Source organism: Alkalidesulfovibrio alkalitolerans DSM 16529 (genome assembly GCF_000422245.1).
Taxonomy (GTDB): domain Bacteria; phylum Desulfobacterota; class Desulfovibrionia; order Desulfovibrionales; family Desulfovibrionaceae; genus Alkalidesulfovibrio; species Alkalidesulfovibrio alkalitolerans.
Map to the genome: position 1 here is coordinate 59,114 of NZ_ATHI01000028.1, position 23,934 is coordinate 83,047.

Below are 23,934 nucleotides of genomic sequence, written 5' to 3' on the forward strand. Positions count from 1 at the left end.
GTTCTATTTAAAATCTAGATTCGCTCTTGATTAATTTGATAGATTAGTGTTTGAGGGGTGATAGCAGGTAAGCTGGAAAAAAGGTGAAAGTTGGGAGAGGGGTATGGCGCAGGTCGCGGCGCGCATCGGTGCAGAACTGGAGAGGCAGCTCAAGGCATTGTTCCGGACTAAGAGTGCCGGGGCGGAGTTTCTCCTTCCCTGGGCCATGCAGACGTTTGGCCGCGCCTTGGGGCAATTGAAAACCGAATTTTCGGCGTCCGAATTGAAGACTATCGTCGAGGCCTACAAGAAAGTCAGCCGTCTGCTCCCGGAACAGTGCCGCCAATCCTATTTCCTGCTCCGCATGCGCGAAGCCTGCGCCGATGAGAGCGTGCATCTTGTGCACGGCGCAAGCTGGCCCTCTCTCGAAAGAAAGCTCGAACGTTTGGATGATACTCGTGCCGCCGCTCTCATGGTCTGGGCGATCGCCTACTGGTCGAGTCCGGTCTGGGACGGCGTGGCGTTGGACGTCTATGTGCGGCCCTGAAGGCTTGCGCCGAGCGAGCTTGGCGGGTGCCGCAAGGCGATGATGCCCCTGCGGCCAAGCTCGCGCAGGAACGCGCTTATGGAGGCCTCGGCCTCGCGCGGCAGAATGCTGTAGCGTTTGGCGAGCATCTCGGAGAGGTCGCGTACGCTGTTGCGGCCGTCGATCCATTCCCAGACCGTGCCGCCCATACCGTCGAGTTGCAGGCGTTTGATGAGCGGCGAGCCGTCCCATATGCCCAGGCGGTAGGCCATGCGACCGAACCAGAGGTTTGGCACGGCCGGATAGGTCAAGAGGAAGCTTCCTTCCCGCTGTTCCTCGCGAACCTCGGGATTTCGTACCGGCACGGCGGCCAGCGATTCCTCGCGGCTTGGACCGGGCGCGTGGGGCGCAGCTTTTTTCTTACGACCGAACAGTGGCATAGTCGCGACAGATAGCCTCGATCATGTCTTGGTTCAAGGGGCCGGAATCGCGCACGGCCACGGCCAGGATGCGATTGGCGGACATCTCGCGCCAGATGCGCAGGCACTGGTGGGCGCGACGCCTGAAGAGTCGCGAGATGAGTCGTCCGGCAAGGGATGCGGGGGCCTTGCTCCAGTTCACCCCTGGTCCGTCCCCGGCTTCGAACTCCTGGGGCGTCACGGCTTTGGTCAGATCGGGCCAGCGGATCATCCCCAGGTCGGCGAGTTCGGTCACCTCGAGGATCACGTCCGCAGGCCCCAGCCGTTCCAGGACCAGTTGTGCCCGCTTGCGGGCGAAGGTCAGGCCGAAATGGCCGGGTTTGAAGAAGAACGATTCCAGGACGAATCCGGCTGGAATTGTGGCCGTGATGTCGAAGAGGTCGAAAGACAGGGGCTGGTCTCGGGGAATCAGGCGCAGCGAATCGAGCCAGGCGAGGGCGGCTTCGCGATCGTCCGTGCGGGCTTGAAACAGCGCCCCGGCGCGCGCCGAAGAATCATGCAGCACCGCGCCCAGGCCGGCTTCCGAGGTCGTTCGCCAGACATAGGGGAGAATGGTTCGTCCGTCCGATGGGGCGAACCCTTCGGTCCAGTCTTCCTGCGTGGCCTCGCCGTCTCCGGAAAAGGCCCGTTTGACTCGCGCGAAGTGCTTCTTGGGCGAAAAACGGCCGTTGATGGGCCGCCACTTGAGCGAGAGGATGGCCTCGCCCGGAGGACCGAGCCGGATCTCGGCCCTTCCCAGGGCCAACGGATCGAAATCGGCTGGAACCTCGCAGGCGATGCCGTTCCATGCGACGCGCTTGAGCTCGGTATCCACCTAGTACGCCAGTTTCCCCAATGATTTCAGAATGAGTGTGCAGCCCATGGCGAACATGCCGGTCAGGCCCATGCCACAGGAAAAGCCTGCGAGCAAGACCGGAGCATATTGCCGCCATTGCGCGCCGTAGCGTTTGAGGAAGTAGTAGCGGCCGAGCAGCGCCCCAATGAATTCGAGCAGATGGCCGTGCGGCGCAGTCTGTCCCAGGCCGCGCACAAGTCCGTAGATGAGCATCACGGGCAGTCCGAAGATCGAGAGTACGCCGTAGAGCAAAAGGCCAGCGACCATGGCTCCCCCGGCGATGATCGGAGAAAGCGCCTGGAAGAATGCGGAATTGCCCTCCAGGGTCGAGGTCTGCATGAGCAACTGGTTGAGCGCCTGCAAATGCCAGATTTCTTGGGCGTAGGGAAAATGCACGGACGGTATGGGTGCCAGCCGCCACAGGAATTGTGAGAAAAGCAGCGAGGCGATGAAGACCACGGGCCAAGCCACCACCTCGGCCTTGATGATGCCGCGAAGACTCGTGCCCGTCAGCTCGATCTGGCGGAACTGCACCGTGGCCTCGCCATAGTTGTGCATGGGGATTGGCGCGTACCAGATCTCGATGCCGGAATAGCCGAAGTATTTGGCTCCCGCGATGAAGCTCGCCTCACGCACCAGCGGCAGGTTGACCACCTGTCCCGCAATGCCCTCCATGCGCGCGGTGACGTAGGAGATGAACGGCGTGTAGACGAAGCCGTACAGGACGAAGAAGAGCCAGGGAAAGCCCGGCACGAGGACTACGCAGATCAGCGTGTAAGCCAAGGTAGAGAAGAAATAGATGGCGATTGACAACCAGAAGTTTATGTCGCCGCGCTCTGGCCGTCCACGAATCAGATCCTTCCACGAGGCTCCGCCCGCGCCTTTGGTCTTGCGGAGCGAACGCACCACCTGCCAGATGCCGATGACGCCGATGGACAGGCCCAGGCCGATAGAGACGCTCATGTAGAAGTCGAAGTTGTTGGCGAAGAGCGTTTCCACCGTGCGCATGCCGGGATGCCAGCGATGCAGGAAGCCGGCTTCATAAAGGAACGGGTTGGCCGTCATGGTGAAAATCACGCCGAGGAAGCTGCCGATGACGGCCCAAAACGGCAGGACCATGCCCAGGAACAGTAGGCCCAGGTCGAGTTGGATGCCCGTGGCCACGGCGGGCAGTACGTCTTCCGTATAGGGCGTGAGCTCGATCCATGGGATGGGGATCAGCCGCACCGGCTCGGTGAAGATGAGCCCCGAGATGGCTGGCAGGAGCACGTAAATCGCGCCGAAGGCCAAGCCTATTACCCCGCCGATGGAAAAGACCCGCCACTTCCATCCTTTGTCGCGTTCGTCCGTGGACTCAGCCAGGGCCATGGTGCCGAGCGCTGCCACCGGAGCCATGGGGAAGGGCAGCTTCTCGATGTCCGAGGTGATGCGGTACATGGCGTAACCCAGGCCAAACTGGTCGATGCGCTGGATGAGTTGCGCACCGAAGAGCAGGAGGACCGGTATGAGCCAGTCCGTGTGGAAGAACGTGCGTTCGAGCAGGGATTCGGATGTGATGGCTGGGGCGATCCAATCCGGGATGAACTCCGTGAGACCGAGCATGCGGGCGGCGTCGGACTGCACCAAGTACTGCTGCCACAAGAGTCCTTGGAAAGGCGAGGCCAGGGCCGCACCGGCCATGTAGTAGAGCAGGAATATCTCTTGTTGCTTGAGATGCGTGTAGGAGCGCTTGGCGATCTCCGCGAAGAGGATGATCGTCACCCAGCGTGCGGCCGGTCCTATGCCCTGGCCGATGACGAGTTGCAGGTACATGGAGCCGGGCATCATCAGGAAGCCGATGAACACGGCTCCCACGAGGGTCTTCCAGTCGAAGCCTTCCTCGAATTTCTCGGGCGGCTTCAGAAGGTCGCGGTATTCTTTAAGTTCCTTATCGTTGTACATGCCCTTTCCGCCTTGCCCGGACTAGTCCGGCAGCACTTGGTAGGCCAGCCCGGTATTGAGACCCACAGCGGCCCAGAAGCCGCCCATGAGGAAATCGCCCAGGATGAGTCCGTAGAAGAAGTAGCGGACGCGCTTGAACAGCGCCACGCCGCCGTAACGCAGGCAGATCTGGTTTACCAGCCAGCCCACGAAGAAGCTGAACCACAGGATGCGCATGGATGAACTGTAGGTGGCAAGATAGCCGATGGGGTGCAGCGGCCACCAGGTGAAGCGGTGGTAACAGGCCACCAGCGCGGCCATGACAAGGGCTCCCACGGCCGCCCAACTCAGTATCTGCGGCTGGGTTCCCAGCGGTGCGTCTAAAAGACGCTTGACGTTGTCATAAACGTTGAGGGTCGTGCGCGTGGCCCATTCAAGTTCCAAGTCGCGCAGGCCATGGGTGTGGGCCAGGACCATCATGGCCCCGATGCTCACGATCACGCCAAGCACGATGACCAGGATAACGCCGGCCACGAAGAGTCCTTTGTTGCGGATGCCCTCGCCCACCTTGGCTCCATGGAAGAGCGAAGGGAGCAAGGATTCGCGCAGGTCCACGAAGAGTACCTTCTGGGCCGCGGCGGCCACGAGCAGGCCGGTGGAACCCAAGAATCCCGAGCCGAAGAGGGCGATCAGACCGTCGAGCGGCGCGGCCGTGAGAGTGAAGTAGGCTATGCCGCCCTGGCAGATGATACGCGCGGCTACGAAGGAGACGATGAAGAACATGAGCAGCACCGCACCTGCGGCTACGGGACTCATGCCGAAATGCACGCACCAGCCGCCGAGCAAGGCGAGCGCGATCAAGCCCCCCCAGAACGCGGCACGCAGAGAAAACCATTCGCTCTCGCTGGCCTTGGCCCCAGTGAGGCCCAGGGCGCAACGCGCGATGAGCCCCAGGTGCGCCCGCGAAAGCCAGATGAGGAAGAGAAAGAAGACGCCGTAGGCCCCGATCATCTGCGTTTCCTCGACGGCGGTCAGGGTGGGGCCGAAGGTCACGCCCAGGGCCGAGGCGGGCATGGCTGCCCCCAGGACGTCGAGAACGCCGAACAGCAACGCGCCGAGGAGGAAGAAGATCCAGAGGCTTAGAGATATCTGGCGCGAGGCCAGGAAGGCGAAGCCGATGAAGGCCGGATAGATATAGATCGTGAGCTTGGAGAAGCCGGAAAAGAGCCCGTGGGGAGTGAAATATCTGCCGACGAAATAGATCGTGTCGAGCTTGGGGACCTCGGGATAGTAGGTGCTCAGGCCGTTCAGGGTATGCAGGAACACGGGCAGGCACAGTCCCACCAAGAGCCAGCGGTCGGTCAGGAACGCCCACAGCCTGTTTTCGTCCACGGCCTCTTCCATGGCCTGGGGCAGGCGCAACAGGGGGAAATTGACGCGCTCGTTTTCCACCCACTGGCGAGAAAAGAGCGTGACCATGCAGACCATGACCAGGAAAGAGAGGATGACGAAACCTCCCCACCAGGCGAGCGGCACGGTCCACGCCGACCAGTCGATGCGCGAGAGCACGGTCAGGCTGTCCTGGCCCAGAGCGCCGTCCAGCCCTTCGTAAATGGCGTTCAGCGCCGCCTCGTCCGAGGGATATATCTCGGCCGGAAGGAGCGGCCCGAACGCCTCGGTCCAGCGGTTGCCTGGTGTGGCGAAGGCCTGGGGCGCGGTGATGTTGATGAAGAAGGTGCGCACGAAGCCCGTGTAGGGGATGCCGGAGACGAGCACCGTCAAGAGCCACGTGGTGAGCATCTCCTTGCCCGTGAGCACGGTGCGCTTGAACACCGACATGCTCGTTCCCACGAGGAGTGTGAGCACGAAGAGGATGATGAAGGGCGCGAGGGGGAAATGTCCGCCGCCGAGCAGTGTGGCCCGCAGGAGCATGTTATTGGTGGGCGTGAAGGCGCAGACGAAGAGTCCGAAGAGGATGCCCAGGATGATCGCCCGGCCACGAATGTTCACTTGTGCGGCCATGTCCGCCTACCCTTGCGCGTGTTGCCGGTTCATGAATTCCGTAAGCATTGTCTCGTAGCCGGTGCGTTCCTCGTCCCCGAGCGAGCGCCAGACGAGGAGTTGCTTGCGCAGATCGTTGAGGAAGTTTTTGTTCAGGCGTTTCCAGATGCTCGCTTCGCCCGTCTGGCGTACGATGCGGATGCGGATTTCAAGGAATCCGGGCTGTTCCTCGGAAGGACAGAAGATCAACTCCGTGGTCTGCTTGACGCCGAAATCGAAGGGCGCGAGCCAGACGTCGGCGCGCAGGTTCAGACATTTGTCCGCCTCCTCGTCCGCCACGGCCGTGCCGGATCCCTTCACCGGCAGCATGGGGCAGGCGAAGGTGCAGGCGATGTCGTCGGTGCAGAACAGGCCGTGCGTCACGTCCTGGTGTGCCTGGTAGTAGTCCAGGAGGAAGCCGCCCACGCACCCCTGCTCGGGTTGCTTGAGCAGGAAGGGCAGGGTGATGAATATCTCGTTGCCCTTGCCTTCAGGCATGGTCCAGGAGCGATTCACGTCGGGGATGGCAATGTCCGCCGCGACCTTGGCCGGATAGACGACGGAGAGAAGCGTCACTCCGATCACCAGAAGCATGGCAGAGACGCCTGCGAGCGACGAGTAGTTCGCGGTCATGCCCGACCAGATCGGCGTTCCCGAGAGGAGTGCGGCCGCTCCCTGGGCCAGCAGATAGCCCAGGACGGCGCTTATGACCGCGAAGGCCACGGCCTCGGCGATGAAGAGGTAGGAGACGTGTGTGGGAGCCATGCCCACGGAGGTGTAGACGCCGATCTCCCGTTTGCGCTCGTAAACGCTCGAAATCATGGTGTTCAGCACGATGAGTACGGCGATGAACACGGGAATGACGATGTTGGGCACGCCGGAGTAGTCGATGCTGTCCGAGGCCGAATAGACGAAGGTGCCGCTCGCGTCGCCCGCGAAGAGCGGAAGGCCGAAGCGATCCACGAGGCTCGCCGCGAGCGTCTTGACGCTCTGGTCTGTCAGGTCCGGGGCCAGGGCCAGCGATTTCAGTCTGCCGCCGAGCGCCATGGCCATGCTCGCGGGCACGATGGCCACCTGTTCGCCCGGGATGTGCTGGTAGCGCCCTTGGAAGGACGAAAGTCCCTCGCTGTCCAGGTCCTCGGTCTGCATGGCCGCGAGATCGGCCAGACTCTCCGAGGGAAATACCACGGGCGTGGGCGATTCCCCATCGAGGTCGGTGAATTGGTCGAGGCGTTGACCGTCGAAGCAGCCGACTACGGCGAAAGGCATTCCCCAGAGCAGCACTTCCGTTTGACGGGGGTTTTCGGGGTCTATTCCAAGCCGTTTCGCAAGGGAGGAGGGCAGGAGCACGGCCCTGGTCTCGTCCGGCGCGAACCAGCGCCCTCCGACGAGTACGGAATCGAGGCCGCTGATCGCAGGTTCCTGGGCGGTGAGGCCGATAAGTCCCAGGGCCTCGTCGCGGATTCCTTCGCGCACGACCGGGACGACCTCGCTCGTGGTGCGATCCTCGTTTTCGAGCCAGACCCTCTGCGCGACCACGGCCCGGCCCGTGAAGGCGTTGGTCACGATGGCCCCGGCCTCCGGCGGCAGATTCGTCCAACCGAGGTTCTTCATCATGATGCCGCGATAGCTGGCCGAGTCGCTGAAGTGTACCGCGCCGGTCTGGCGGACCGATTTGACCGCCGTGAAACTCATGATCGTGAAGGTCAGGATGACCAGAGTGGCCACGGTGAGGCTCGTGCGCACGCGCCGTCGCCTAAGATTGGTCACGCCGATGACGAAGGCCGCGCCGAAGGCTTTGAGGTGGCTGACCTCGGAGGCTTGCCCGTGTTGCGAGCGGCGTTGCAGCTTCTCCATCTCTTTTTCGAAGCGCAGGAAGATGATGATGGAAACGAGCGCTGAAAGTCCCACGATGAAGAAGGCCAGGATGACCACCAGCGGGGCGTAGGTCAGCTTGAAGGCCGGATGAACCAGGTAGATGCCCCATATCGTCGCGCCCAGGACCCCCAGGAAGCCGAGGATGCGTTTGTGGATGTCCGCGAAGGCGAAGACGATGCGCTCTACGCAGTAGGCGAAGGGGATGAACAGGGCGATGTAGAAGAGCACGCCTAGCAAAACGTCGCGCTGCGTCTTCTCGACATCGAGATAGACGCGGCTCGCCAGCGCCCAGGATGCCCGGGACTGTTCCAGAAAATCGCTCCAGCGCATCTCTTCGAAGGCTTGGCCCGCCGCCTTGAGCGCGGCTACGCCCTCTTCCTGCATGGCACGGATGCGCTCGTTGACGATGCCATGGGTCTCCAGGTTCTCGACGCGTGGGGCGAGCAGCGCCCACATATCCGAGGCGACCCTGAATTCCGTGGCCAGGATGCGTGGCCATTCGACGGGCGAATAGCCATCGCCCTCGGGGTCGTCGCCGAGTGCGCCCGTGAGGATCAGCTTCCGGGTCAGGACGCTGTCAGAAAGAGTCATTTTGAGCGACGTGGTGTTTTCGAGGAATATGGAGGCCAGGGTGGAGTCGCGGCTGTCGATGCGGCTGAACCAATACTTCAGCGGTTCCGCATCGCGGCGGCCGTCGAAGAGGTTGATGCGCGTCATGTAGGCGAAGGTGCGCGGCTCCAAAAGATTGAAGAGCGTAATGGGGGCGGCCGCGAACATGATCAGGTCGGCCTGCATGAACTGGCGTACGATACGCAGGCGGTAGGTGCGCCTGCCGGTCTGGGTCTTGTCCGCCGCCCAGATGATCCGCCCGCTCTCGGGGTCGAAGCGGTAGGCCTCGATCACGGCGTTGTGGTAGGTGTTCTTGCGGTCGCACAGACCGTTGAAGCGGTAGTTCCCCGAGGCGTCCACCATGGCGAACATCATCGCCGAGGCCAGGGAGACCTGGACGATGGTGCCGGGCGCAGGCTGGTCCGGAAAAAGCTCGCCCTGGCGGATGAAGCGGGCGCGGCCTTCCACCTCGGCCAGTCCCTCGCGTGGCAGGCTCGAAAAAAGGCGGTCCGGATGATCGGCGAGCCCTTGGACGAGCCCGGCCACGAGCTCAGTCTGGTTCTGCAGGGCCTCTTCGTCCACTCGCTCGGGAACGTCGTAGGGCGTTCCCCAGTAAGGCCTCGCGTCCTCCACCGTGGCCAGGGTCAGGCCGAGCATGCCGCCGAGCGCCGCCACCTCGCCGCCAAGTCCCGGCCGGTCGAGGAACCACGTCTGCCAGGGGCGGATGCGGCTCGGCCGCAGGGTGTCGCGGAAGAGATCGAGTCCCCGTTCCGTGGCCAGGGCGTCGGCCGTCTGAGTCAGTACTCGTTCGATGAGATTGTAGGCGGGGTTGCGGTTGCGGTCGGGCCTGATGTCGTAGAAAAATCCATAGTTGAAGGCTCCTACGCCGTTACCTTGCGTGGAGAGATGCAGCGAAATCCAGGCCGACACATCGTGCTGCACCATCAAGGACCGCGCTTTGCGCCCGGAGCGGATGGATTCGAGTTGTTCGTCGGCGTCCGTGGCTACGGCCTGCTGATTGGCGATGGCTTCGTCCACGAATTCGCGCAGCATCCCGAGCGATTCCGGGTCGAGACGGGTGAAGTCCGGAGTCTCCGAGAGATTGCGCAGGCGGATGCGGCGCGAGGCCAATTCGCGGATAAGCGCATCGTCGCCGTCGCGTTCTTCGAGCCGAAGGCGCATCAGCCGCGTAGATATCTGGTCGATGCGATCCTTGATCCGGACCGTCAAGGCCTCGGCCACGAGCGTGGATTCAAAGGGCGAGAGGGCTGTCATGGGGCGGCCAGCCGCGATTTCCTCGAGCACCGCGAGCGTGGCCTTGGCGGTCTCGCTTCGGCTTTGCTGGTCGCGCTCCAGATCCATGAGCCGTTTGCCCTTGGCCCGGACGTTGCTGACGAACTCGCGCACCCCGGCAAGCCCCTGGGCGTGACCGGCCGTGGCCACCAAAAGGACGCTGCGGCTTGGCAGCGTGTCCTTTAAACGCCGCGCGATATCGAGGAGCGCCGCGATGGAGGCGGCCTCGTCCGCGCCGGGCGAATGGCCGGGCACAAGCGCCTCGGAGTCGTAGAAGGCCTCGACCACCAGGAGTTGTTCGGAAAGAGCGGACGACGTCCCGGGCACGAGCGCGTAGATGTTTTCGGCCCGCACTTGTTGCCATTGGGAGTGACAGGTCAGGCGCACGGTTTCGCTGACGATGCCGTCCGGGGCGTCCCTGAATCCGGGGATGACGCTTTCGAGGTCCGCTGCGGAAATGATGAAGGTCGGCAGATCGAGCGGCGTGAGTTCGCGCTTGTCCGTGAAGAAGCCGCGCGGGCTTTCCCCAGGGTCCACGAAGATCACTGCCGAGGCCCCGAGGCTTGCGGCGTTCATCCAGTTCTTGCCGGAGACGATGTCCATGAGGACCACGGCTCCGGCAATGGGACGGCCTTCCATTTCGGCCAGCGAGCCGCCTCCGGTCCAAACCAGGGGACCGGACGCGCCCCCGGGTGGCGTGGCCTGAGGATGGATGGAATTGGCTTCGAGAGGCATGAGATTCAAGGAGATTCCCTGGGCGTCGAAGTCGAGCCTGCTTTCGCCGTACACTCGTCTGGGGAGCAGGACGACCTGACGGTCCGTTTCGAAACCGAGATCCCGGAACGTCGCGGCAATGTGCTCGGCAGCGAGCCTAGCACCTTCCGTGCCCGTGCTGCGGTCGCCATACGCGGCGAGGGCCCGCACGGTGTCGAGCGGGGCCGCGTTCGCGGCGGCGGCGAGGAGCAGCGCCGCCAGCGTGAAGAGCAAGGCCGCCGTCCGCCTCAAGCCCTGGCCTCCTCGCGCTTGATCTCGCCCACCTGGATGTCGAGGTCGGCGCGGTTCTCGATGCGGTCGATGCGGCCGTCCACGATCCAGACCACGCGGTCTGAGACGTTGAGCATCTTGTAGTCGTGGGTGGCGGTGATGATCGTCACCTGGCGTTCCACGGAGAGGCTCTTGAGCAGTTCGATGATCTCCGCGCCCGTGGAGAGGTCGAGGTTGCCGGTCGGCTCGTCGGCCAGGATGATGGCCGGGGAGTTGGCCAGGGAGCGGGCCACGGCCACGCGCTGCTGCTGGCCGCCGGAAAGCTCCTGCGGCTTGTGGTTGTAGCGGCCTTCGAGCCCCACGAGCTTCAGAAGTTCGATGCCTTTCTCGACGGCGTCGTCGTGGCTCATGCCGCCGAAAGTCATGGGCAGCGTCACGTTCTCCAGGGCCGTCATGACCTGGATCAGGTTGAAGGTCTGAAAGATGTAGCCGATCTTGCGGTTTCTGAGCCAGGCGAGTTCGAAGGCGTCGAGTTGGGCGATGTCCACCTCGTCGATGAAGACTTTGCCCTCTGTGGGTTTGTCCAGGCCGCCGATCATGTTGAAGAGTGTGGACTTACCCGAGCCGGACGGGCCCATGATGGAAATGTATTCCCCGGTGGAGATTTCGAGGTCCACGCCGCGCAGGGCCTGCACTTGGTGCTTGCCCATGCGGAAGAGCTTGGTCACGCCGCTCACGCGGACGATGGTATGGGCCTTGGCCACTGCCCCCTCCCTGTTATTCCTCCGCCCGCATGGCTTCCACGGGCTGCATGCGCGCGGCGATGATGGCCGGATAGAGAACCCCGATCATGGAAAGCACGAGTCCCACCACGGCCGACAGCGCGAGCGAGGCGAGCGCCTCCGCCACGGGCAGGGACGTGAGGGCGGGAAAGCCGAAACGGATCAGGCCGACCGAAATCGCCGCGAGCACGCCGAGCAGGCACCCGGTGGCGGCTCCGATCACTCCCTGGATGGATGCCTCAAGCAGAAAAAGCCTGAGGATGAAACTATCCAGCGCCCCCAGGCATTTCATGGTCCCGATTTCCCGGAAGCGCTCGGTCACGGACATGAGTTGGGCGTTGACGATGCCCACGGTGCACACGAGAAGCGAAAGGCCGACGATCCAGTGATCCTTTGGGGATGAGCCGACGCGCAGGGCATCCTCCGCGAGGTCGTAGCCAGCACGAATCAGCATTTGTCGCGCCGTGGCCCCGCCGCTTTCGAGGAGGCCCGAGGCGATGTTGGCGCTGATCAATATGAAGGCCAGGAAGGCCACGGCCAGCACCAGGGTCATGACCGTGACGCAGTTGCGGAAGAAGCGCACGCGCAGGCTTTGGATGCTGATGCGCAGGGACTTGCCGAAAGGCAGCACCACCTGCTTGCGGATGCCGCCTTGTCCGGTTTGGGAGTGCGCGTCTGGGGGCGTCATGTCGTTTTCCCAATCGTTGCGTAGCGGAAAAAGGGCGTACGTCCGGACATGTTCGACAAGTTACCCGAATCCGGACAAATTGCAAACGTCGACTGAAAAATTCATGAATCCGTCACGTTCAGGAAGACCCGAGAACGCGACGGGCGCACAAGAATCGCGTGTCCTTCCGCCCTGCGAGGCGGGAAAGCAGGGCGTCCAGGAACGCGGCCGAGCCGGGCGTGGCACGCTGGTGATGCAGCATCAGCCCCAGATGGCCGGACGCGACGGCCCGGCCGATTTCGTTCAGCAATCCTTGGAACTGCATTTCAACTCCGGCTTCCTTTCTGATGTGCAGATCCACGTTCACCGGTAGCTCCAGGAGTCCCGGCAATGCGGCCGGAGTTGCCCCGGCGAAGCGCGAGACGCCGCGAAATTCTTCCTCGGTTAGGATGCGCAGGGTCGCGGCTGAGCTGCGGTTCCAGGGCGGGGTGAAGAGTGGGACGAAAGCCGCGCCCAGCAGGCGGCGCAAAAGATCGCGGCCGCTTCGAATGCGGCGGCGCGTCTCCTCCTCGTCGAGTCCGTCGCCGAATTCCGCCTTCTTGCCTTCGCAGGCCGTGTTCCGGTGCGAAAATCCATGCTGGTGGGGGCTGAACAAGGGGTCGGCCAAGTCGATGTCGCGGCCAAGGCGCGCGTGGCCAAGGGGGAGCCACGACGGCACCACGGCCAGGGCAAGGGGCACGCCGTGCTTTTTGAAGCAGTCGGTCATCTGTATGAATTTTTGGCCGCCCATGCCCACGTCGTCGGCCCGGCAGAAGGTCGTAAGGGGACCCGGAGGCGTTGTGGCAGCAAGGATCGCGTCCAGTCTGGCGAGGGCGTTGCGCGGCGGGTCGCGCCACAGATCGCAGGGCGCGTATTTCACGGCGCGCACTCCGCGACCATGCGCCGCACAAGGCACGCGGTGGCCTCCGCGCCATTCAGGTCCACGGCAGGATGTGTGGTGCGGACGGTCTTGGTCAGGGTTTCGCAGATCAGCGCGGCAAGTCCCTGCGGGAAGAGGTCGTGCGGAAAGAGTTCCCGGACGGGGTGCAGGGCCGAGAGTTTGGCGATGCGCGAGGATTGCTCCGCGTTGGCCGCGAAGGGCAGGGTCAGGGCCGGAACCTTGGCTGCGAGGATGTTCATGCAGGTGTTGTAGCCTGCCTGGCTGATGGAGAGGTCGGCCGCGGCCAGATGATTGAGCAGATCGGGCGAGAAACGTTCGGCGTGCAGGCGCGGGATGCGGCGGGCGCGGGCCATGAGCCGCGCGGCCTCGGTTTCGTCCATAAAGGGGCCGGTGAACAGGCGAAGGTGCAGGTCGGGCCTGTCGCGCAACAGATCGAAGGCCTCGACCACGGACGAAAGCAGGGGGAAGCCCACCTGTCCGCCGCCTGCGCTGGCGATGATCAACTTGTCGTCGGGCCCGAGTTTCAGATGTCTACGGATTCTTTCGCGTGCGTCGGGCGAGGGCTTTTGCGCCACGAAACCGGTGTGGACGACGGGCACGGGGATTTTGTCCGTGGCGGGAAAAGTCTCTTCGAGCCGTTGCACGGCCGGGTCGGAATGGACCAGCACGACATCGAACCAGGCCTTGAGCGCTTCGAGCACGCGGCGCTCGTATTTCTCGCCGTCGTGGCGCTCCACGAGGATGTCGCGCAGCGAGCAGGCCACCACCGGGCGGCCCCAGGGTGCGGCGCGGCAGGCCGCAAGCAGTGGTTCGAGCTCGAAGCGGAATTTCTTGCGGCCGAAGGGGAAGAGTTCCAGGAGCACCGCGTCCGGCCGCTCCCGCGCGAAGACGTCGAGGAGGGCCTTGCGGCGGGCGTTCTTGACCTCCTCCACGTCCGCGCCGTCCTGCGCGTGCAGCCCCTGGAACGCGGCATCCATGGACAGGGCGGGCAGGGCGATCTCGCGCACGTTGTCCGGGTGTCTGGCAGAGGTTTCGCGGCCGCCGCTGACGAGCAGCACCTCGTCGGGTGCGAAGGCGCGGGTCAACTCCAGGCTGCGGAACAGATGCCCCATGCCGAGCACGTGTTGGCTGTAGAGCAGGATCTTCATGGCAGCGCCTCGTTCATGGTTTCGATGCTCAGTTGGGCGCTTTCCAGGCGCAGCCGGTGCAGGGCGCGCGAAGCGACGAAAGGGGTCTGGCCGGGCAGGAAGTCGCAGTCCAGAAGGTGGTATAACAGGCATTTGACCACGCCCAGATGGGCCACCACGAGGACGTGGCCATCGGGCGCGGCCACGGCCGCGTCGGCAAGCGCCGCCAGGGAGCGCGCGAGCACCTCGCGCCGCGACTCTCCCCCCGGAGGGCGGAAATCCCAGCCCAATTCGGCCTGGGCCGCGAGTTCGGCCGCGTGGTCGCGGTCGATGTCGCAGGCGGTCAGGCCCACCCACGTTCCCCAGTCCTGTTCGCGCAGCCGTTCGTCCGGGCGCACGGGAAGCCCATGCGGTTCGTTCAGGATTCGGGCCGTCTGCACGGCCCGGCGCAGGTCGCTCGACACGATCAGGGTCGCGTCCAAGCCGGACAGGGCGGCAGCCCAAGCCGTGGCCTGCGCGATTCCTTCGGGCGCGAGGGGAATGTCACTTTGTCCCTGGATGCGGCGCTGGGCGTTCCAGGGCGTGACCGCGTGGCGGACGAGGGTGAAGCGCGTGCTCATGCGGCCGTCCTTTCGTTGCCCTGCGTGACCTTGTTCGCGGCTACAGCGGCGACGAGCGCCGCCTCGATGCGCTCGGCCGCGACGCTGCGGTCGAAGCGCTCGCGCACCCGCGCGGCCCCGGCTTCGCCCATTCGGCTGCGAAGAGCCTCGTCCGTGACGAGCCGCGCGATGTTCTCGGCGAAGGTCGAAACGTCGCCCACGGGACTCAAAAGGCCCGTCTCTCCGTCGGCCACGGCCTCGGGTACGCCCCAGCCGTTCATGGCCGCCACGGGAAGCCCGCAGGCCTGGGCCTCCAGGAAGACCATGCCCAGGGCCTCTTCCAGGCCGGGAAAGGCGAAGACGTCGGCCGAGGAATACATCTCGGCCATTCGGTCGCGAGGCATAAGACCCAACAATCGAGCCCGGCCGGAAGGAAGTTGGTCCAGAGCAGTCTCGATGCGCGACCGCTCAGGGCCATCGCCCACGATGAGCAGGCGAAAATCGAGACCTTGTTCGAACAGGCGGCGGCAGGCCTTTATGGTCAGCAAAATCCCCTCGGTCTTCACGCCGTGCCGGAACATGGCCGCCGTGAGGACCACGGGCGCGTCGGCCGGGATGTCCCATTCGGCGCGAAGCCGGGCGCGGGCCGACTCATCGCGGACAAAGGCTGCGGCGTCCAGACCCACGGGCGTGTAGACGAGTCGTTCGGGCGGCAGGAGGCGGGAGAGGTTTTCGAAGTCGCGGCGTTTGTTGGCCACCACCATGTCGGCTGCGAGCAGCGCGGCCCGGTTGAGCATGAATCCAGGCCAGGAGACGAGACGCTTGCGGTATTTGGTGGCGTAGGATGCCTGGACCACGGCGTAGGGCAGATTGAGCTTTGCGCAGCAGTACGGGCCGAGCATGTCCGGGGCCTTCCAATAGGCGTGGTAGGTCAGCCAAACGTCTGGGGAGAAGGCCGCGCAGGCTGCCAGGGCCTCGCGCCGCGCGGCGGGCAGCCGGGCCAGGCGCAGGGGCTGCCAGAATATCCAGCGCGTGCGGAAGCGGCTGACAAAACGCACCTCGTGTCCTCGGTCGTGGAGCATGTCCGCAATGCCCCGCCCGATGACGAGATCGCCCGAGGGGCGGGGATCGTCGGGATCCTTGAAGGGCATATGGAAGGCGACGCGCATGGCGTCATCTACACTGGATCGGCCGCGCAGTCACGAGCTTGCAGGCCGCATCATGCGGCCTGCGAAGAGGGGGTTGTCATCACTCAGATGGGCCAAGGCCGTTGGCGCGATAGACTTCCACCAAGTCCAGGATGCATCGTGAGGCGTCGAAGATTTCGGTGACGCGGGCGCGTCCGGCCTGCGAGAAGCGCTCCGCCAGGGAGCGGTCCTCAAGAATCGTTCTGATGGCCTCGGCCATGGCCTTCACATCCCCCGGCTCGACCAGAAGTCCCGTCTCGCCGTCCACGACGAGTTCCGGGATGCCAGAGACGCGGGTGGCCACCACGGGCACGCCCATGGCCATGCTCTCGGCCAGGACGTTGGGAATGCCGTCGCGGTCGCCGTTGCGGGCGATCTCGCAGCCGAGAGCGAAGACGTCGGCCCGTTCGAACTGCCTGAGCACTTCGTCGTGGGCCTGGGTGCCGAGCCACTGGGTGCGTTCGGCCAGCCCCAAGGTTTGTAATTCCGAGAGGATGCGTTCGCGCTCCTCGCCATCGCCGATCAGGCAATAATCGAAGGACACCCCGTCGTCGGCCAGACGCTTGAGGGCTCGGAAGACCGTGGGCAGCCCTTTTTTCGGAGCGAAGCGGGCGATGGTCAGGATGCGGTGCGGAACGCCGGGATCGCGTTGTTTCGGGCGCGGGGAGAAGAGGTCGAGGTCGATGCCGTGATACACGGTGTGCAGCGGCCGTCCCGTATTGTTCAGGCTGGCGAGGTAGTCGCGATTGTGGCCGGTGCAGGTCACGACGAAGGCCGCCTGGTCGATTTTTTCCTGTAGGCTTTCGGGGCGTTGCGTCCAGATATCCTTGGCATGGCCGGTGAAGCTGAAGCCGATGTTCGCGATACGGGCCGCGAGCGAGGCCACCGAGGCCGGAGAATGGGCGAAGTGGGCGTGCAAATGCGTCACGCCGGAGCCGGGCAGCATCTCGCCCGCCACCACGCCTGCCTGAAGGAAGTGGCGAATCGTGGCCAGGCGGCGGGTGCGTGCGAAACGCGCAAGCGTTTTCGCGAGAGCAGAGCGATACCGCCTGGAGTGCAGCCGCAACGCCCGCCAGTTGGCCCGCAGTATTCGCCCCCAGTTGCCCGAAATCTCGCTCGGAAGGTAGTCCACCGGGGCCGTGATTTCGTCCACCGAGGCATGACGGAACTTCTCGCGCGGAGCCCGCATGGAGATGATGCGAATACTGAAGCCCAGGCGTTCGAGGAGGCGGATTTCATTCGAAATGAACGTTTCCGAGATCCTGGGGTAGCCCTTGAGGACCATGCCCAGAACCCCGGCGGGTGTCTTTTCGGTCATGTCAGCTCGGATTGGAATTTAACCAGCCGCTGGCGCATGACGTCCAGGCCGGTGAGCGGGAGTTCGCGTACTGCCGTGCGGCAGGGGTCGATGTCGGAAAGAAGCCGTTCGAGCCGGTCGCGCAGGTTTTCCGGCGTCAGTTCACCCCAAGGCAGGTAGTCCATGAGCGAGTGGCGCTTCATGACCTCGGCCCGGATGCGTTGTTCAAGGCGGGGCGTCTCGCGCGGGATGACCAGCGAAACTTTGCGCTGGGAGAGTATCTCACAGACCGTGTTGTAGCCGCCCATACTGACCACGAGATCGGCCGCGGCGATGAGGTTCTCCATCTGGCGGCTGAAGTGGTAGAATTTCACGCCGAGTTTTTTGGCCCGGCAGGCGATCTCCGAGCGCTCGTTCTTGGGCATGAACGGGCCGGAGATCATGATGGTGCGCACGGGCACGAGCGGCGGGGCCTTTTCCAGCATGCGCAGATAGGTGTCGAGCACCCCGTAGCCGTCGCCTCCTCCGCCTGTGGTCACGAGCACAAGTTTTTCCTTGCAGTCCACCCGCTGTTCCTTGCGCATTTCCATGCCGCGCTTGGCTAAGCGGGGGATGTAGCCGGTGAAGACCATTTTGCGGCTGATGTGGTCCGGAATCCGGTACTCCTTGATGGGGTCGTAGAGGCGCTGCTCGCCATAGACCCATATCTCAGAATAATACTTGTCGAGGATGGAGTATATCCGCTTGTTGCGCCAGTCGCGGATGGTGCTCTCGGCGTCATCCATGATGTCGCGAAGGCCGAGCACGGTGTGGCAGTGGCGCTTGGATCGTTTGAGCATCTTCAGGGTGGGCACGATCTCGGAGTTCAGGCCTCGTGGCGCCTTGTCCACAACGAAAAGGTGCGGCTCGAATGCCTTGGCCGTGGCCTTGATGATGTTTTGGCGGATGAGCAGTGCGTGATCGGGATCGATTTTGATCGTGTGCGGGATGTATTGGTCGTTGGATTTTTTGATCATTCCGGGGACGCGCACGAAGTCGATCTGTTCGGGAAAGTCGTAGCGGCCGACGATGGGGGAACCGGTGAGAATGAGGATGTTCACGCCGGGCAGGCGAAGCTGCGAGGCGATGGCCATGGTTCGCCGGATATGACCGAGCCCATAGGTGTCATGGGAATACATGAGGATGTTGAAGGTCTTGGAATCGGTCATGGGGAGGTCGGGGCTCGTGCAGAGTTTCGTGCGGCGTTCCAGGAATCGTTTGCCTTTTGGGGCGCATGACGACAGCCACCACATACGCGCAATTTTCCGACGACGCAATGATCTTGGAGGAAAGCCCACGATTGTTGAAATCGAAAAAATATGCTTTGGTGCCCCGGCTGTTAACAAAGTCGGTTTCGCAGACCGCTCATGAAACGTCTGGATATATTGCTCTACGCCCACGACGGCAGAGGGGTCGGCCACGCGAGCCGGGTGGCCGCGCTCGGTCTTGCGCTCGTGCGCCGTCATCCTGCCATGCGCGTGGCCATGCTCACCGGCGAGCGTCGGGTGGCGTCGTTGTTGCGCGGCCTGCCGCTGGAATGGATCAAGATGCCGTCCTACGCCACGTCCGTCAGGGACGGCCGCTCCAGCGGGGCGGCGGGCGACTGCGGGCTTTCCGACGCCGACCTGGGCGAGGCGCGCGCCGAACTCATCGCTTCGTGCGTGCGCATCTTCAGGCCCCGCGTCTTCGTGGCCGACCATACCCCCCAGGGAAAGCACCGCGAGCTTTTGCCCGCCATCGAGGAACGCGGCGACACGCGCTTCGTACTCGGCGTGCGCGCGGTGGTGGGCGGCGTGGACAAGGTCTGGTCCGATCTCGCAGCCTCGGTCTTTGCTTCCGCCTACTCCGGCATCCTGTGGTACGGCGATGCGGCCCTGTGCGGGGACGAGGCGGCGCGGCTTTTCACCCATTTCGGACGTGAGCCCGTGGCCTGCGGCTACGTTTCCCGCCTTTTGGAGCTTGCGGCGGCTGGGCGAGTGGCCCAAGGCATGCGCGAGGGCGTGGTCGTGGGGCTCTCCTGGCGCGATGCCGGTTTTCTTGATCTATTGCAGGCTGTGACCGAAACCGCGAACGAATTTCCCGGTCTTTCCCCGTGGCGCGTCTTCTGCGATCTTTCCGGCAACGGCCAGGACGGCGAAGCAGACGCACTGCGCTCGCAAGTCCTCGATGTCGTTCGCGCCTGTCCTCACTTGCGCCTGGAGGAGTTCGGCGAAGGCTATGGCGATGCACTCATGAGCGCGCGTGCCGCCGTGGTCTACGGCGGCTACAACAGCCTGACCGATATCCTGGCGGCCGGGCTTCCGGCTGTGGTGCTGCTGCGCGGCATGCGCGATCAGGAGCAGGAAGACCACGCCCGCAGACTAGCCGGGGTCCGCCCCGGCATCACGCTGTTGCCCGCCGATGGGCTCGGCGCAGCCGATCTCGCCGACGCCTTGCGCGGCGTCATGGCTCACGATGTCCCGATCAAAAGTCCCGTCCCCCTCGACGGCGCGGCCCGCGCGGCCGACGTTCTGGCCGAGATGGCCCGCGCCGCACGCGAAATGGAGAAGTGATGACTGTCGAGCCGCGCGATCCCGTCGCCGCCTGGACCAAGGCCCTGTCCAAAGACGAATCTGCCCGGGCGCGCCGCATGCTCGCAGACGTGCCCCGCCTGTCCCGCGTCGTTGAGATCGGCTGCGGCAAGGGCGCAAAGCTCGACTTGTTGCGCGGCATGGGCTTCACGGACATCTTGGGTGTGGAGCGCAATCCGATGGTGGCCGAGTCGGCCAGGGCCAAGGGACACCGGGTCGTTTCGCCCGAGGATCTGCAAAAAACGCTCGGCGGACGGCCAGCGGACGTGCTCGTCCTGGCCCACGTCGTGGAGCATTTCGCTTGGCAAGAATTGAAGGAATTTCTGGACGAAAACCTGAAGCTGCTTCGCCTCGGCGGACATCTGTTCGTCATGGCGCCGCTCATGCATCCGCGCTTTTGGATCGACTTCGACCATGTGAAGCCCTATCCTCCCCAATCCTTTAAGCTTTTCTTCGGAGAAGACGACGAGCAGGTGCAGGCATATTCGCCGCACACGCTCAAGCTCCGCGACGTGGAGTTCAGGCGCTCGCCGTTGCGCGTCACCTATTCGCGTCGGCTGCTTCTTAAGCGTGGCGATTTTGCGCCCAGGCTCGCCAATCTGGCCCTGGCCGGACTGTTCGCCGTGAGTGGGAAGGTAGTGGGCCGAACCACCGGCTGGCTCGGGCTGTTCGAGAAGACACGCGGTCCCTGCCTCAACGACGGGTGAACCGCACCAGGTACTTGTATTTGTGGCCCAGATCGGCCTCGGGCGTAAGCACTGTGGCCGACCAGTCGGCGTTGAGCCGGTCCAGGGCGAATTCCAGCAGGTGGAAGCGGCCGTCGCGGATGAATCGTTCCGGGTAGAGGCGTTCGAGGAATCCGGCCGGGCAGTCCAGATCGCGTTCAAGCGAGTAGATGGGCCGCATGGTGTGCAGCATCTCACTCGTGGCGAGGGCCGCGGCTGCGTCGAGAAAGTCTCCGGCCTTGCCTTTGAGGATGATTCCCCGGCCGATGATATCGATCATCATGGAGATGTCGAAGGTACGACCGCCAATCCCGGTCAGGGCGTCGGCCGTCTCGAAGCGGACCTGGGGGAGGTCATAGAGCTTTGCCAGGGCCGTGGCGCAGGCCGTGACCTCGGGGTCCATGTCGATGCCGAGCACCTGGGCCGCACCGTGCCGCGCCGCCATGAAGCAGTGGTGGCCGAGGTTGCAGCCCACGTCCACGACGCTCTTGCCGGTGAAATCGACGCCGCCCATGTCCTCGGGCAGCCCGTCTTCGTCCCAGCCGGTGCCCTCGGCCAGAACCGCACCGCCTGGCGCACGCACCGTGCGCCAGACCCTATCGGGGCCCAGACCGGCCAGCCTTTCCACGACCTCGCGCAGCAGGACGTCCGTGTTCATGCTTTCCTCCAAGCGGAAATGCCGGGAGTCTTGCGCCGGGCTAGGCCCGATGTCCAGAGAAAATGATCCCCAAGCCTTCCAGAAGGGGGGACGATGCCGGAGTGGAATGGTCGTAGCCGCGCGAAAAAAGGCTTTTTCCCACGCCGCATGTCAGCCAATTTATCATGGCGCACCCCGGGATGACGTGCTAATTTTCCCAAGCACGTTTGTACGAAACCGCCCTTACATGGAAAGCATTCATGGGCAACGACGCATCATCACTGTTGAACCATCTGCGCAGGGAGGCCGACGCCCTGCGTGAGGAGACCGATGTTCTCGTGCCCTCCTCGGAGCGGGAATTCCTTGATCTGGGCGGTTCCCTGCAGGATTTCTGGGCCAAGTCGAGCGAACTGACGGACTTGGCCCGCGAATGCGCCGCAGCCGCCTCGGGCGAGGCCGTGGACAGGACGATCACGGATCTCAGGCGTGAATTGGACCGGTTGACCGGGCTTTGCAACCTGGAGGTCAGCTCCGAGAGTCTGAAACAGCTCGACAGGATCGTAGGGGTCGTATCCGGGCTCGATACGGTGCTTGGCGAGTTCAAGCGCATCATCCGCAAGCTGCAAATGCTCGGCATTTCGACGCGCATAGAGTCGGCCCGGCTCGGCGCGGCCGGTCGCGGTTTCAGCACCCTATCCGACGACGTGGAGAAGCTTGGTCTGACCATCGTGGACCATTCGGCCCGCATACGTGAGCGCTCCGGCGTGCTGCTTTCCCATCTGGGGCAGGCCAGGGAGCGCACCGTTCTCATCCGTGAGAGCCAGGAACGCTGCTCGGCCGAGATATTCGCCGCCGTGCGCGGCAACCTCGACGAACTTACGCGTCTTTCCGAACGTTCCCACAGGCTTGTGGCCGAGTTGCCGGAGCGCGTGGCGGCCATCTCGCGGGGTCTTGGCGACATCGTTCAGAGCCTGCAATTCCACGACATCGTGCGCCAGCAACTCGAACACGTGGCCCAGGCCTTCGCGGACGTCGAGAACGAGATTAGGGGCACGCCGGACGATATAGACAAGGACGAGGCCGTGCGCCTCGCCTCCTTCAGCTCCGACATGGCCGAGGTGCAGCTCTCCCAGGTCGCGAACGCTCGCGAGCGTTTCGACGAGGCCGTGGAAAGCATCCGCCGCAATTTGCGCGACGTGGCGGGGGAGGTCGAAGGCTTGGTGGCTGACCTCGCGTCCGTGGCTTCGGGCGGCGAAGGGGGGCAGTCGCTCGCCCGCGTCGGCTCGGGAATCGCCCAGGTTATGGAGGGAATCCGGCAGTTCACCGCGCAGGGGCAGGGCATGGCCGAGACCATGCGCGACGTGGCCGCCACCGTGCAGGACATGGCCGCCTTCGTGGTCGAAATCGAGGAGGTCGGTTCGGAGATCGAACTCATCGCCTTGAACGCCTCCATCAAGGCCGCGCATACCGGCGCGGAAGGCGCGGCCCTGGGCGTGCTGGCCATGGCCATCCAGACGCTTTCCGTGGAGGCGCGCGAACAGACCGAGAAGGTTTCCGGCATCCTCGGGACGATCAGCGAAGTTTCAGCGCGGCTTCAGGAGAATGCGGCGACGTACATGCCTTCGGAGGAAGTGCGCGAACTGCTTGCGGAATTGACGGGACTGACCGATTCCATCGGCCGCGAAAGCGCCCGGGAGTCGGAAATGCTCGGGCGGCTTTCGGCCATCGGCGATCGCCTGGGCGGAGAGATGCGTGAGAAGGCCGAAGTGATAGAATTTCACGTCCCGGTCATCAGCGGACTGGACGCGGTCATGGAACGCATCGGCGAGATGACGGCCCGCATCCGCCGCGAGGTGCCTCACGTTGACCAGGGCAGGCAGCCCGAGCGGCTGCGGGAACTTTTGGCCCGCTATACCATGGAGGCGGAGCGCGACATCTATCGCCGGACCTTCGGGGAAAGCCCCGGACAGGAAGGTGACGACGACGTGTTTCCCGACCTGTGGGGCGACGAGACCGAGACTCCGGCCCCGGCGGATGACGGCCTGGGCGACAACGTGGAGCTTTTTTAGGGAGGGGGCATGGGCGCCATTGACGTGCAATGCCAGGGCAACGCTGCGCGCGCGGCCTTTGCCGGAAGGTTCACGGTGGAGACGGCCGAGTCGGCGCGCAAGGAGCTTCTCGCGGCCTTGATTTCGGCCGAGCGGATCGAACTGGACATGGCGGGAGTGGAGGGCGCTGACGTCACCTTCCTGCAGGTGCTCGAATCGCTCTTGAAAAGCGCCGAGTCTCTTGGCAAGCAGGTGGTTCTGCACGGCGAGCCGCCCGTCTGCCTGCGAGAGATCGCGCGGAAAATGGGCGTGGCGCCGGGCACGAGCAGACTTGGCGGATTTCTGGTCTGACGGGCCTGTGCCTGAGAGGGCGCGGATTTGTCGGGTCATCGATGCGGAGGATATAATGGCAAAGACGATAATGACGGTGGACGATTCTGCAAGCGTGCGCCAGATGGTCTCGATGACCTTGAAGAACGCCGGTTTCACGGTGATCGAGGCCTCGGACGGCAAGGACGCCCTGGCCAAGCTCGGCGGGCCGGTGGACATGATCCTCACCGACCTGAACATGCCGAACATGGATGGCATCAGCCTGATCAAGAACGTCCGGGCCATGGCCCAATATCGCTTCATCCCCATCGTCATGCTGACTACCGAGTCGCAGGCGGACAAGAAGGCCGAGGGCAAGTCAGCCGGGGCCACGGGATGGATCGTCAAGCCTTTCAAACCCGACCAGTTGCTGGCCGTGGTCCAGAAGGTGCTCAAGTAGCCCC

The 23,934-nt window shown here is 63.9% G+C and carries 20 protein-coding genes; 6 read left to right on the forward strand and 14 right to left on the reverse strand.

The genetic code is table 11. The annotated features are described in order from the left end of the window. Positions 1 to 103: 103 nt before the first annotated feature. A complete protein-coding gene (locus tag DSAT_RS10795) occupies positions 104 to 526 on the forward strand; it encodes a hypothetical protein (protein ID WP_020887550.1) in 423 nt (140 codons plus the stop codon). Here DSAT_RS10795 and DSAT_RS10800 read toward each other — a convergent pair. The 13 genes from DSAT_RS10800 to DSAT_RS10860 all read right to left on the reverse strand — a co-directional run bounded on the left by DSAT_RS10800 (position 511) and on the right by DSAT_RS10860 (position 18,350). Beyond that, the gene (locus tag DSAT_RS10800; protein ID WP_235695945.1) at positions 511 to 870 is read right to left on the reverse strand and encodes a PqqD family protein; all 360 of its coding nucleotides are present in this window, start codon (positions 868 to 870) and stop codon (positions 511 to 513) included. The two genes, DSAT_RS10795 and DSAT_RS10800, sit on opposite strands and share 16 nt — an antisense overlap. A gap of 55 nt (positions 871 to 925) precedes the next feature. Then, positions 926 to 1,798 carry a hypothetical protein gene (locus DSAT_RS10805; RefSeq protein WP_020887552.1) on the reverse strand — a complete coding sequence of 291 codons (873 nt, stop codon included), beginning with the start codon at positions 1,796 to 1,798 and terminating at the stop codon, positions 926 to 928. Then, a complete protein-coding gene (locus DSAT_RS10810) occupies positions 1,799 to 3,760 on the reverse strand; it encodes an OPT family oligopeptide transporter (protein WP_020887553.1) in 1,962 nt (653 codons plus the stop codon). It abuts the gene before it with no gap. A gap of 21 nt (positions 3,761 to 3,781) precedes the next feature. Continuing rightward, complete coding sequence (locus DSAT_RS10815) at positions 3,782 to 5,761, reverse strand: DUF6785 family protein (protein WP_020887554.1); 1,980 nt, start codon at positions 5,759 to 5,761, stop codon at positions 3,782 to 3,784. A gap of 6 nt (positions 5,762 to 5,767) precedes the next feature. Then, positions 5,768 to 10,564 carry an FtsX-like permease family protein gene (locus DSAT_RS10820; RefSeq protein WP_020887555.1) on the reverse strand — a complete coding sequence of 1,599 codons (4,797 nt, stop codon included), beginning with the start codon at positions 10,562 to 10,564 and terminating at the stop codon, positions 5,768 to 5,770. After that, positions 10,561 to 11,307, reverse strand: coding sequence for an ABC transporter ATP-binding protein (locus DSAT_RS10825; RefSeq protein WP_020887556.1), 747 nt, complete (start codon positions 11,305 to 11,307; stop codon positions 10,561 to 10,563). The genes DSAT_RS10820 and DSAT_RS10825 overlap by 4 nt, the downstream gene beginning before the upstream one ends. Before the next feature lie 13 nt (positions 11,308 to 11,320). Then, positions 11,321 to 12,013, reverse strand: a complete 693-nt coding sequence (locus tag DSAT_RS10830) for an ABC transporter permease (RefSeq protein ID WP_020887557.1) — start codon at positions 12,011 to 12,013, stop codon at positions 11,321 to 11,323. A 118-nt stretch (positions 12,014 to 12,131) separates the two neighbouring features. Further along, the gene (locus tag DSAT_RS10835) at positions 12,132 to 12,911 is read right to left on the reverse strand and encodes a polysaccharide deacetylase family protein (RefSeq protein ID WP_040371171.1); all 780 of its coding nucleotides are present in this window, start codon (positions 12,909 to 12,911) and stop codon (positions 12,132 to 12,134) included. Then, entirely contained in the window at positions 12,908 to 14,080 is a 1,173-nt protein-coding gene (locus tag DSAT_RS10840; protein ID WP_020887559.1) for a glycosyltransferase family protein, read from the reverse strand. The genes DSAT_RS10835 and DSAT_RS10840 overlap by 4 nt, the downstream gene beginning before the upstream one ends. Then, on the reverse strand, positions 14,077 to 14,679 hold the full coding sequence (locus tag DSAT_RS10845) for a histidine phosphatase family protein (RefSeq protein ID WP_020887560.1): 603 nt from the start codon (positions 14,677 to 14,679) through the stop codon (positions 14,077 to 14,079). Before DSAT_RS10845 ends, DSAT_RS10840 begins: the two co-directional genes overlap by 4 nt. Next, complete coding sequence (locus tag DSAT_RS15890) at positions 14,676 to 15,827, reverse strand: glycosyltransferase family 4 protein (RefSeq protein WP_020887561.1); 1,152 nt, start codon at positions 15,825 to 15,827, stop codon at positions 14,676 to 14,678. Before DSAT_RS15890 ends, DSAT_RS10845 begins: the two co-directional genes overlap by 4 nt. 79 nt (positions 15,828 to 15,906) lie before the next feature. Beyond that, entirely contained in the window at positions 15,907 to 17,163 is a 1,257-nt protein-coding gene (locus DSAT_RS10855; RefSeq protein WP_020887562.1) for a glycosyltransferase family 4 protein, read from the reverse strand. Further along, positions 17,160 to 18,350, reverse strand: a complete 1,191-nt coding sequence (locus DSAT_RS10860) for a glycosyltransferase family protein (RefSeq protein WP_020887563.1) — start codon at positions 18,348 to 18,350, stop codon at positions 17,160 to 17,162. The genes DSAT_RS10855 and DSAT_RS10860 overlap by 4 nt, the downstream gene beginning before the upstream one ends. A 198-nt stretch (positions 18,351 to 18,548) precedes the next feature. Between DSAT_RS10860 and DSAT_RS10865 the strand changes: the two genes are divergently transcribed. Both DSAT_RS10865 and DSAT_RS10870 read left to right on the forward strand, forming a co-directional pair. Then, positions 18,549 to 19,733 carry a hypothetical protein gene (locus tag DSAT_RS10865; protein ID WP_020887564.1) on the forward strand — a complete coding sequence of 395 codons (1,185 nt, stop codon included), beginning with the start codon at positions 18,549 to 18,551 and terminating at the stop codon, positions 19,731 to 19,733. Further along, positions 19,733 to 20,458 carry a class I SAM-dependent methyltransferase gene (locus DSAT_RS10870; protein ID WP_020887565.1) on the forward strand — a complete coding sequence of 242 codons (726 nt, stop codon included), beginning with the start codon at positions 19,733 to 19,735 and terminating at the stop codon, positions 20,456 to 20,458. The genes DSAT_RS10865 and DSAT_RS10870 overlap by 1 nt, the downstream gene beginning before the upstream one ends. Here DSAT_RS10870 and DSAT_RS10875 read toward each other — a convergent pair. Further along, on the reverse strand, positions 20,445 to 21,134 hold the full coding sequence (locus tag DSAT_RS10875; RefSeq protein ID WP_020887566.1) for a class I SAM-dependent methyltransferase: 690 nt from the start codon (positions 21,132 to 21,134) through the stop codon (positions 20,445 to 20,447). The genes DSAT_RS10870 and DSAT_RS10875 overlap by 14 nt on opposite strands. A gap of 239 nt (positions 21,135 to 21,373) precedes the next feature. Here DSAT_RS10875 and DSAT_RS10880 point away from each other — a divergent pair, with 239 nt between their 5' ends. Genes DSAT_RS10880 through DSAT_RS10890 form a run of 3 tightly spaced genes read left to right on the forward strand, consistent with a single transcriptional unit; the run spans position 21,374 to position 23,930 of the window. Next, positions 21,374 to 23,182 carry a methyl-accepting chemotaxis sensory transducer gene (locus tag DSAT_RS10880; protein ID WP_020887567.1) on the forward strand — a complete coding sequence of 603 codons (1,809 nt, stop codon included), beginning with the start codon at positions 21,374 to 21,376 and terminating at the stop codon, positions 23,180 to 23,182. Between the two features lie 9 nt (positions 23,183 to 23,191). Beyond that, on the forward strand, positions 23,192 to 23,512 hold the full coding sequence (locus DSAT_RS10885) for an STAS domain-containing protein (RefSeq protein ID WP_020887568.1): 321 nt from the start codon (positions 23,192 to 23,194) through the stop codon (positions 23,510 to 23,512). Between the two features lie 55 nt (positions 23,513 to 23,567). Then, entirely contained in the window at positions 23,568 to 23,930 is a 363-nt protein-coding gene (locus DSAT_RS10890) for a response regulator (RefSeq protein ID WP_020887569.1), read from the forward strand. Positions 23,931 to 23,934: the final 4 nt, after the last annotated feature.

What these genes read in the sequence shown, in the direction of transcription:
- DSAT_RS10795 (WP_020887550.1), top strand. Translation starts at nt 104, where the DNA reads ATGGCGCAGGTCGCGGCGCGCATCGGTGCAGAACTGGAGAGGCAGCTC.
- DSAT_RS10810 (WP_020887553.1), bottom strand. Translation starts at nt 3,760, where the DNA reads ATGTACAACGATAAGGAACTTAAAGAATACCGCGACCTTCTGAAGCCG.
- DSAT_RS10815 (WP_020887554.1), bottom strand. Translation starts at nt 5,761, where the DNA reads ATGGCCGCACAAGTGAACATTCGTGGCCGGGCGATCATCCTGGGCATC.
- DSAT_RS10830 (WP_020887557.1), bottom strand. Translation starts at nt 12,013, where the DNA reads ATGACGCCCCCAGACGCGCACTCCCAAACCGGACAAGGCGGCATCCGC.
- DSAT_RS10840 (WP_020887559.1), bottom strand. Translation starts at nt 14,080, where the DNA reads ATGAAGATCCTGCTCTACAGCCAACACGTGCTCGGCATGGGGCATCTG.
- DSAT_RS10845 (WP_020887560.1), bottom strand. Translation starts at nt 14,679, where the DNA reads ATGAGCACGCGCTTCACCCTCGTCCGCCACGCGGTCACGCCCTGGAAC.
- DSAT_RS15890 (WP_020887561.1), bottom strand. Translation starts at nt 15,827, where the DNA reads ATGCGCGTCGCCTTCCATATGCCCTTCAAGGATCCCGACGATCCCCGC.
- DSAT_RS10855 (WP_020887562.1), bottom strand. Translation starts at nt 17,163, where the DNA reads ATGACCGAAAAGACACCCGCCGGGGTTCTGGGCATGGTCCTCAAGGGC.
- DSAT_RS10860 (WP_020887563.1), bottom strand. Translation starts at nt 18,350, where the DNA reads ATGACCGATTCCAAGACCTTCAACATCCTCATGTATTCCCATGACACC.
- DSAT_RS10865 (WP_020887564.1), top strand. Translation starts at nt 18,549, where the DNA reads ATGAAACGTCTGGATATATTGCTCTACGCCCACGACGGCAGAGGGGTC.
- DSAT_RS10870 (WP_020887565.1), top strand. Translation starts at nt 19,733, where the DNA reads ATGACTGTCGAGCCGCGCGATCCCGTCGCCGCCTGGACCAAGGCCCTG.
- DSAT_RS10875 (WP_020887566.1), bottom strand. Translation starts at nt 21,134, where the DNA reads ATGAACACGGACGTCCTGCTGCGCGAGGTCGTGGAAAGGCTGGCCGGT.
- DSAT_RS10880 (WP_020887567.1), top strand. Translation starts at nt 21,374, where the DNA reads ATGGGCAACGACGCATCATCACTGTTGAACCATCTGCGCAGGGAGGCC.
- DSAT_RS10885 (WP_020887568.1), top strand. Translation starts at nt 23,192, where the DNA reads ATGGGCGCCATTGACGTGCAATGCCAGGGCAACGCTGCGCGCGCGGCC.
- DSAT_RS10890 (WP_020887569.1), top strand. Translation starts at nt 23,568, where the DNA reads ATGGCAAAGACGATAATGACGGTGGACGATTCTGCAAGCGTGCGCCAG.